10 protein-coding genes are annotated in these 8,595 nt (G+C 54.3%); 4 read left to right on the top strand and 6 right to left on the bottom strand.

The genetic code is table 11. The annotated features are described in order from the left end of the window. On the top strand, positions 1-243 hold a 243-nt coding region (locus AC0QKW_RS02095; protein WP_473149395.1), incomplete at its 5' end, for a hypothetical protein. A gap of 95 nt (positions 244-338) precedes the next feature. Next, positions 339-1,979, top strand: a complete 1,641-nt coding sequence (locus tag AC0QKW_RS02090; RefSeq protein WP_473149394.1) for an SUMF1/EgtB/PvdO family nonheme iron enzyme — start codon at positions 339-341, stop codon at positions 1,977-1,979. Positions 1,980-2,024: 45 nt separating this feature from the next. Here the strand turns inward: AC0QKW_RS02090 and AC0QKW_RS02085 are convergent, their stop codons facing one another. Continuing rightward, positions 2,025-2,903 (bottom strand): S-methyl-5'-thioadenosine phosphorylase, encoded by an 879-nt coding sequence (locus AC0QKW_RS02085; protein ID WP_473149393.1) that lies wholly within the window; start codon positions 2,901-2,903, stop codon positions 2,025-2,027. Between the two features lie 282 nt (positions 2,904-3,185). On the opposite strand from AC0QKW_RS02085, the gene AC0QKW_RS02080 reads away from it, so the two are divergent. Both AC0QKW_RS02080 and AC0QKW_RS02075 read left to right on the top strand, forming a co-directional pair. After that, positions 3,186-4,244 carry a dipeptide epimerase gene (locus AC0QKW_RS02080; protein WP_473149392.1) on the top strand — a complete coding sequence of 353 codons (1,059 nt, stop codon included), beginning with the start codon at positions 3,186-3,188 and terminating at the stop codon, positions 4,242-4,244. Further along, positions 4,225-5,277: an N-acetyltransferase DgcN family protein gene (locus AC0QKW_RS02075; protein ID WP_473149398.1), complete on the top strand. Its 1,053-nt coding sequence runs from the start codon at positions 4,225-4,227 to the stop codon at positions 5,275-5,277. Before AC0QKW_RS02080 ends, AC0QKW_RS02075 begins: the two co-directional genes overlap by 20 nt. Position 5,278: 1 nt before the next feature. Here the strand turns inward: AC0QKW_RS02075 and infA are convergent, their stop codons facing one another. The 5 genes from infA to rpsE form a co-directional block, all read right to left on the bottom strand. Further along, positions 5,279-5,503, bottom strand: coding sequence for a translation initiation factor IF-1 (gene infA / locus AC0QKW_RS02070; RefSeq protein WP_017297627.1), 225 nt, complete (start codon positions 5,501-5,503; stop codon positions 5,279-5,281). Between the two features lie 79 nt (positions 5,504-5,582). Beyond that, on the bottom strand, positions 5,583-6,137 hold the full coding sequence (locus AC0QKW_RS02065; RefSeq protein WP_473149391.1) for an adenylate kinase: 555 nt from the start codon (positions 6,135-6,137) through the stop codon (positions 5,583-5,585). Next, complete coding sequence (gene secY / locus AC0QKW_RS02060; RefSeq protein WP_473149390.1) at positions 6,137-7,450, bottom strand: preprotein translocase subunit SecY; 1,314 nt, start codon at positions 7,448-7,450, stop codon at positions 6,137-6,139. Before secY ends, AC0QKW_RS02065 begins: the two co-directional genes overlap by 1 nt. A 102-nt stretch (positions 7,451-7,552) precedes the next feature. Continuing rightward, on the bottom strand, positions 7,553-7,999 hold the full coding sequence (gene rplO, locus AC0QKW_RS02055) for a 50S ribosomal protein L15 (protein ID WP_473149389.1): 447 nt from the start codon (positions 7,997-7,999) through the stop codon (positions 7,553-7,555). Between the two features lie 45 nt (positions 8,000-8,044). Then, entirely contained in the window at positions 8,045-8,566 is a 522-nt protein-coding gene (rpsE, locus tag AC0QKW_RS02050; protein WP_473149388.1) for a 30S ribosomal protein S5, read from the bottom strand. Positions 8,567-8,595 lie beyond the last annotated feature (29 nt).

Raw genomic sequence — 8,595 nt, 5'->3', positions numbered from 1 at the left:
ATCTCTCAGCCAACACCGTATATGGCGGTCAGAGCATGGAAAAGAACAGCACGGGTAGTGGCCGGAATTCCCTCTGCACAAGGGGTATATGGATTGAAAGGCTCTGTAGCTAAAAGTACAGATATAGATGAAAAATATTTTCATCCCGGGTTTGCTGGTAGAAAGGCCTGTACGGCGTGGGAGCAGGTTAGCCAAACTGTAAGGTTGCTGTTGAAATTTCACAGTGCAGGCCTCGAAATGTGAGGAATTGAACAAAGCAGCTAGAGTCTGAACCTTTTGGAGGGCGCCAAGCATCTCAGCTACCAGGTGTGCATTCTGCATTTTGGTAGTTAAGTCATATGAGTCGTGCAAAGTCTGTCTTTATTTCCTATCGGCGTCGTCACAGTACGGACGTTACGGGGCGTATTTACGATCGCCTGGTGGCCCACTTTAGCGAAGACCGCATTTTCAAAGACATAGACTCTATTCCACTGGGGGTCAATTATCGCCATCATCTGGAGCAGGCGGTGAGTCATTGCCCGGTGCTGCTGGCGATTATTGATCCTCACTGGCTGGAGGTCACGGATGATCGGGGTAAACCTAGGCTGGCAAACCCAGCAGATTGGGTACGGATTGAAATTGAAACAGCGCTCCAGCGCGATCGCCTGGTGATTCCCGTCCTGGTGGGGGATGCCAAGCTACCCGGAGAAGCGGCTTTGCCCGAAGGACTTAAGGCTTTGGCCTACCGCCAGAGTGCTAAGGTGCGGTGCGACCCTGACTTTCACCGCGATGTGGATCGGCTGATTCATCGGATTGAGGAGGTGTTTAGCGGTTTGGCTGGACGTGAGTCAGCCGCAGTACCGGCTACCGCCAGCTTAATTATTGATGAACTGGCGGCGGCCCTGGCGACGGCCAATCAAAGCACTCAGGCTCCTACTGTGCGGGTGGGGCGTCGCCGCTGGCTACGTCTAATGGGCATGGGAATCGTGGGTGGAGGTACGGCGCTGGCAATGCGACAGCGGGTGCCAGCCCTGCAAAACTTCACAGTGGGAGAGATTGCCAGTAACCTACCCGACTTATCGACTTTGCCAGAGCGACTGCAACAGTCTATTGAGAGCACCGAAGCGCCTGGTTTAGAGGGGGCTGAATTAGCCGTTAGGGATACAGGCAGCCCCTACACCTATGAATCGGTAACTGTCGATGAGTATGGGAAAAACTTGACTCAAGTGCGGTTTGCCACCCCGGCATACCAAGAGCTATGGTTGGATGGCCCCAATGGCCCGGTGTCTTTACCTCTAGTGTCAATCTCAGGTGGCCAGTTTGTGCTGGGAGCGCCTGATACGGAACGGGGCTACGATCCTTCTCAGCCGGCCCAAGCAATCGCCACAGTAGATGCGTTTTGGATGGGTCTTTACGCGGTTACCCAGGAACAGTGGCAAGCCGTAGCGATGCTCGCGGCGATGAATAGACCGCTAGACCCTGAGCCCGCCTACTTTAGCGGGGATAGTCTGCCGGTGGAGCAGGTCTCATGGCACGAGGCGGTGGAGTTTTGCGATCGCCTCAACCAGTGGATAGCGATCTACCCCGCAGCCTTTGGCGTCAGCCGTTTTCGCCTGCCTACCGAGACTGAGTGGGAGTACACCTGTCGCGCTAAAACTACAACGCCCTTTCACACCGGGCAAACTCTCACCCCGGAGTTGGCCAACTATGACGGCACCCAGCCTTACCAGCAGGAGCCCGTCGGCCAGTTTCGCGGCACCACTACAAATGTCGGCAGCTTTGGCAAGGCCAATGACTTTGGCCTCTACGATATGCACGGTAACGTGCTGGAATGGTGTGCTCCGGCAGAAGGGTCATTAGATCAGAACGAATGGCGGGTGGTGCGAGGTGGATCGTGGCAGAGCCCACCCCAGGACTGCCGATCAGCCTATCGGGCCGGATTTAAAGCCAACACCCACAGCAACCAGATCGGGTTTCGCATTGTGGCTGAGGTGGTGTAGTTCTTAGCAAAGAACTCCGAGTTTTTGAAAAACTCGGAGTTCTAGTTAGGGGAGATACTTCTGCAATAACAGGCTGAGCTTGTCGAGGGTAATCTGGGGTGCTTTATCTAAGGGCGTGATGATGGCGTACTTGAGGGCCGAGTGGGCCTCGGAGTCGGGCGGGTTGGCAGCGACGCGGTTGACAACTTCGCGGATGACCCGCTGCGCATTGACGGCATTCTTTTGCAGATTGCCGATCACCATTTCGACAGTGACGCTGTCGTGGTCGGGGTGCCAGCAGTCGTAGTCAGTGACTAGAGCGAGGGTGGCGTAGGCGATCTCAGCTTCGCGGGCTAGCTTGGCCTCAGGCAGGTTGGTCATGCCAATGATGGTGGCCCCCCAACTGCGGTAGAGCTCTGACTCGGCCTTGGTGGAGAAGGCGGGGCCTTCCATACAGACGTAGGTGCCGCCTCGGTGCAGCTCGACGTCGGGCAATTCAAGACTTTCGACAGCGTCGGCCAGTACCTTAGCCAGGTGGTTGCACACCGGGTCGCCAAAGGTGATGTGGGCCACCAGTCCGTCGCCAAAGAATGTAGAGACACGGTTGCGAGTGCGATCGATAAATTGATCGGGCACAACCATATCTAGCGGCTTGGCGGATTCTCTGAGAGAACCTACAGCGGAGGCGGAAACCAGATACTTAACGCCGAGGGATTTCATGGCGTAGATATTGGCGCGGAAGGGAAGCTCGGTAGGCATGAGGGTGTGGCCGCGACCATGGCGGGCCAAAAAGGCTACGCGGGTGCCATCCAAGGTACCCAAAATAATGGCGTCGGAGGGACTGCCAAAGGGGGTATCAATACGAATTTCTTCGATGTCGGTGAGGGCTTCCATTTTATAAAGGCCGCTGCCGCCGATGATGCCTATCTGTGCCTGTGCCGCCATGGTGGGTAGTGGTGAGGTGGACTGCCCTATCATATGCGGCTTAGGGACGATGGATAAAGAACAAAGAAGGAAGTCTGAAGTGTTAGCTATACAACAATACTGTGGTGGTCCTTGCCAGCTGCAGGGCCAGGTGTCCTGAGCGCAACAGTCATCGCTACATGAGTCAATTAGTCTGGAGCTCAATAGCAAGGTAGCTATTCAAGATGCTGGTGTGGCAGACGTTGTGCCTAATGAGATTTGGCTAAACCCACGTTGCATAGATTCATACCCTAAGGAAACACCATGGAATTGACCTATCAACCTTTCACAGTCCACAAGCGCGTACCGCTCACCATTAGTCGCGGCACCACGGCCCAGTCCACCAATCTATGGCTCAAGCTGTGCGCCGATGGTGTCGAAGGCTGGGGCGAAGCAGTCCCCTTTTCCATCGGCACCCACCGACAAACTACTGTGGAGATGTTGCAGGCTGAGCTTGCTCAGCTAGGAAAAGTGTTAACCGCCTACCATCCTCTCGATCGCCAGTCCATCGAGTCCATCGCGGCAGATTTAACCATCCACTCCGCTACCCGCGCCGCCCTGGATGTGGCCCTTTGGGACTGGTGTGGCAAGGCTACCGGACAACCAATCTGGCGATTATTGGGATTAAATTTAGATTGCATTCAGCCCACATCAGTCACGGTGGGGATTTCGTCGCCGGCAGTAGCCCAAAGACGATCGCAGGATTGGCTACAGCAAACCTCCGCCCGCGTCCTTAAAATTAAGCTCGGTAGCCCCCAGGGTATTGAGGCCGACCAAGCTATGTTTCAGGCAATATACGACCACGTCCCCGCCAATGTCAGCCTTAGCATTGACGCCAATGGCGGCTGGAGTTTAGCGGAGGCCAAGGCTATGGCGACCTGGCTGGGCAATCGCCGGGTCACCCATCTCGAACAGCCCCTACCCGTAGGCGAAGAAGAGAACCTGCTCAAGCTCAGGCAGCACTCGCCAATCCCGGTGTTCGTAGACGAAAGCTGCTTTGCCAGCCGAGATATTCCCCGTCTAGCGAATTTTGTCGATGGCATTAATATTAAATTGATGAAAGCAGGTGGGCTGACCGAAGCCCTGAGGATGGTTTACACTGCGCGGGCCTGCGGCCTTCAAATTATGTTTGGCTGCTATTCTGACAGCAGTTTAGCCAACGGAGCCATGGCCCAGATCTCGCCCCTGGCTGACTACCTCGACCTCGATAGCCACCTCAATCTGAAGGACGATCCCTTCACTGGCCTTAAGCTCATCGACGGACGACTACTCCCCTCTGACCACCCTGGACTTGGACTTGACTATGTACCTCCAGCCCGATAGCCGCATCGCCTTGCTCATGCACGAGGGCACCCAGAGCACCATGGGCAAAACAGGGTTGGCTATGCTGCGCTTTAGTCAGTCGCCCATTGTCGCGGTGATTGATTACCAGGCGGCAGGGCGATCGCTGCTTCAGCTTGCCGGCATCGACAAACGCATCCCCGTGGTGAAGTCTTTAACCGAAGCACTCCCTTTCACCCCAGACGTACTGGCCATTGGCATCGCCCCCTCCGGCGGCAAGCTACCCGACGAATGGTTCCAAGAAATCGAGCAGGCGGTCAAGGCTGGTCTCAGTATCGTTAATGGTCTTCATACCCCCATGGCCGACCATCCTGCCCTTAAACCTTGGATCAGGGACTACCAATGGATTTGGGACGTGCGTAAAGAGCCTGAAGGACTTACCGTAGGGTCTGGTAAAGCCGCCGAGCTGGCCTGCAAACGCATCCTCACCGTGGGCACCGATATGTCGGTGGGCAAAATGTCTGCCACTCTAGAACTCCACCGTGCCTGCCTGCGACAAGGATTGCGATCTAAGGTGATCGCCACCGGGCAAACCAACCTGATGTTGGGAGACGATGGCGTGGCCTTGGATGCCGTGCGGGTGGACTACGCTTCTGGAGCGGTAGAACAACAGGTCATGCGCTACGGCCCCGATTATGACTTTATTTTTGTAGAGGGCCAGGGGTCGCTGCTCAATCCTGCATCCACAGCAACGCTGCCCCTCCTACGAGGGAGCCAACCAACCCATCTAGTGCTGGTACATCGAGCCGGACAAACCCACATTCAGAACTTTCCCCACGTCCAAATTCCCGACCTGTCCAGCGTTGTGGAACTGTACGAGCAGGTGATGACGGCTGGTGGGGCATTTCATCCAGCTAAGGTGGCAGCGATCGCCCTCAACACTGGCCACCTCAGCGACGAAGAAGCCACCACGGCCATTCAGTTCGTTCAAGCTCAAACGAATCTACCCTGCGCAGACATCTTCCGCACAGGAGCCGAAAACTTATTAGAACCCATCCTAAACCAGTCGGCCTAAACTACTTCTTGCGCAACCGGTAGGTAATACGACCTTTAGTGAGATCGTAGGGAGTCAGCTCTACCTTGACGCGATCGCCCGGCAGAATTTTGATATAGTTACGACGAATTTTGCCAGAAATATGGGCCAATACATTGAATCCATTATCTAAATCTACCCGAAACATGGCGTTGGGCAGAGATTCAGTAATGGTGCCTTCCATTTCAATCAGATCTTGCTTAGACAAGCGGTCTTCTCCTTAAGTACAAATCAACAGTCAGAGCAACCGGCTCATAGACGGGCACAATTTAGCATAACTTCAGCAACTACTCTGTCACTAGGCGCTTCAGTTCGGTGTACACGGCCTCCATAGTCTGATTACCGTCCACCGACACCAATTGCTGACGAGAGCGATAAAACTCAATCAAAGGCTCGGTTTGCTCACGGTAAACCTCAAGCCGGTTGAGAATAACTGATTCTTCGTCATCGTCTCTACCACGTTGAAGCAGGCGAGCTACGATAACGTCGTTTTCCACATCCAGGTTGACGACAAAATCAACCGGTTGCTCAATTTGTTCCAGCAGCTTCTGTAAAAACTCTGCTTGAGGCACGTTACGTGGAAAGCCGTCTAACAGCCAACCCTGCTCAACATCATGTTGGCCCAAGCGCTCCTGAATCAAATCTAAAATGAGATCATCGGGCACCAATTCACCAGAGCTCATGTAGCTATCGGCCTTCTGACCTAGCTCACTGCCTACCGCCACAGCCGAACGAAGAATATCACCCGTCGAGATATGAGGTACTCCACAATCTTTAGCCAGCAGTGCTGCCTGAGTGCCCTTACCCGCCCCTGGAGGTCCCAAAAAAATCAGTCGAGTCACTACTGTTTCACCATTCCTTCGTAGCGCTGGGAAATCACGTAGGTCTGAATCTGCTTGGCAGTGTCAATGGCAACCCCTACCAAAATCAGCAGAGAGGTCGCCCCAAAGCCACGAAACGTCTGAACCCGGGTCAGACTCTCTACCGCACTGGGCACTACTGCCACCATGCCTAGGAAAATAGCTCCTAGGAAAGTGAGTCGATTCAAAATACGGCTGATGTATTCGGTGGTCGCCTTACCAGGACGAATGCCGGGAATACTGGCACCCATCTTCTTCAAGTTGCGCGATACATCCTCAGGGTTCATCACCAGAGAGGAGTAAAAGTAGCTGAAGAAGAGAATCAGAATTAGGTAAAGCGCCACATAGAACAGGGAAGTCGGGTTTAGGTAGTTGCTTACAAACTGGCTAAACGCCGGATTAGTAACATACTGAGTCAGCGAAATAGGCAACACCAGCACCGCTGAAGCAAAAATAATCGGCATCACGCCACCCTGATTGAGTCGCAGGGGCAGATAGTTACTCTGTTCGATGTAGAGCTTGCGACCCACTTGACGTCTAGCCGAGATAATGGGGATCCGACGAGTGCCTTCCTGCACAAACACAATGCCTACGATCATGGCCAGAAAGGCCAGCATGAGGATAATCACACCACCTACCAAGCCGCGATCGCCGCTCTGGGCAAGTTCAATGGTCTGTCCCAGAGAACGAGGCAGAGTAGAGACGATGTTCAAGAAGATCAGCAGCGAAGCGCCGTTGCCAATGCCCCGCTCCGTGATTAATTCCCCAACCCACATGACAAACATCGAGCCTGCGGTCAGAGCAATTACCGTCTGAACCACAAAGGCCGGGCCAGGAACCTGGGCAAACTGATAAAGCAGGAAAGACGACAGCAGCGCACTCTGCAAAATCGCCCAGCCCAACGCTACATAACGAGTGATTTGGGAAATCTTGCGCCGCCCAGCTTCCCCTTCATTCTTCTGTAGGTCTTCCAGCTGGGGAAGAGCTGCTGTCAGCAGCTGCATGATGATAGACGCATTAATGAAGGGTAGAATACCTAGGGCAAAGATGCCCAAGGCCGACAGACCACCGCCCACAAAAATATCTAAAAATCCCACAAAGCCAGCCAAACTACCTGACTGAATCGATGCCGCAAAAGCTTGGCGATCGATGCCCGGTACCGGAATAAAAATCCCCAGTCTGACCAATACCAACAGACCCAGGGTTACCAGCAGACGGCTGCGTAGACCAGCAGCCTGGGCCATCTGCATAAAGGTTTCCTGTGCGCTGGGATTTTTACCCCGACTTACGACCATGCAACGATACCTCAGCCCTACGTATAGCGATAAATTAACGGCAGCTACGACTTTCGCAAGTGCCCTTTCATCCCTAGTTTAAGGGATGAAAGAACCTTCTAGCTAGGCAACTACTTCCCAAGTGCCGCCAGCCTGCTCAATTTTTTCCTTAGCCGACCCAGTGAAGGCAGCGGCTCTTACAGTCAGTGCCACAGTAATCTCACCATCGCCTAGCACCTTTAGAGGGCCGTCGTTGGTGGTCAAAATGCCCGCTTCTAACAGCGACTCCAGGGATACCTCAGTACCCGCCGCCAAGTCAGCCAGACCCTTGACATTGATGATGGTGTATTCCTTCTGGTTGACCAGAGGAAAATGCTTGAGCTTAGGCACCCGGCGGTACAAGGGCATTTGACCACCCTCAAAACCAGGACGGGTGCCGCTACCGGAACGAGATTTTTGGCCCCGCATACCGAAGCCGCAGCTAGCCCCCTGGCCTGCAGAAATGCCGCGACCGACGCGGCGACGGCGGCGTTTAGAACCTGCTTGTGGTTGTGCGTCGTTGATTCTCATGGCTGGGAAAGTAAAAACAGCGATACCGAAGGAAACTAAAATTCACTAGACGTAGAGTTGCTCGACGGGGATGTCGCGTTCTTCAGCTACATCGGCGAAGGTACGCAGGGAGGCTAAGGCGTCTGCCGCTGCGCGAGCGTTGTTGAGGGGGTTGTTAGACCCCAGTTGCTTGGCCAGCACGTTACGTACACCAGCCAGTTCCAGCACGGTGCGCACGGCACCACCAGCGATTACCCCGGTACCGGGAGCCGCCGGGCGCATAAAGACCTTAGCACCACCACCAATACCACTAGACGGGTGGGGAATTGAATAAGAACGAGTCAGAGGCACGTCCACTAAGTGCTTTTTGCCGTCAGCAACGCCTTTTTTAACGGCACCAATCACATCCCCGGCCTTGCCGACACCAACGCCAACTTGCCCCTTCTCATTGCCAACAACGACGATGGCGCGAAAGCTGAGCTTTTTGCCCCCCTTAACCACCTTGGTCACGCGGCGAATTTGAACGACGCGCTCTTGCCAGTCGGTTTTCTTTTCCTTTGTACGCGCTTCTTTGCGACGGTTTGCCATGCCTTTCCCAGCCTTGTTTACATCAAGCG

This window comes from Pseudanabaena sp. PCC 9330 (assembly GCF_055795045.1).
The sequence above is the reverse complement of the archived record's forward strand: the minus strand, read 5'-3'. Positions and strand labels throughout refer to the sequence as shown.

What these genes read in the sequence shown, in the direction of transcription:
- AC0QKW_RS02090 (WP_473149394.1), top strand. Translation starts at nt 339, where the DNA reads ATGAGTCGTGCAAAGTCTGTCTTTATTTCCTATCGGCGTCGTCACAGT.
- AC0QKW_RS02085 (WP_473149393.1), bottom strand. Translation starts at nt 2,903, where the DNA reads ATGGCGGCACAGGCACAGATAGGCATCATCGGCGGCAGCGGCCTTTAT.
- secY (WP_473149390.1), bottom strand. Translation starts at nt 7,450, where the DNA reads ATGGTCGTAAGTCGGGGTAAAAATCCCAGCGCACAGGAAACCTTTATG.
- rpsE (WP_473149388.1), bottom strand. Translation starts at nt 8,566, where the DNA reads ATGGCAAACCGTCGCAAAGAAGCGCGTACAAAGGAAAAGAAAACCGAC.
- AC0QKW_RS02080 (WP_473149392.1), top strand. Translation starts at nt 3,186, where the DNA reads ATGGAATTGACCTATCAACCTTTCACAGTCCACAAGCGCGTACCGCTC.
- rplO (WP_473149389.1), bottom strand. Translation starts at nt 7,999, where the DNA reads ATGAGAATCAACGACGCACAACCACAAGCAGGTTCTAAACGCCGCCGT.
- AC0QKW_RS02075 (WP_473149398.1), top strand. Translation starts at nt 4,225, where the DNA reads ATGTACCTCCAGCCCGATAGCCGCATCGCCTTGCTCATGCACGAGGGC.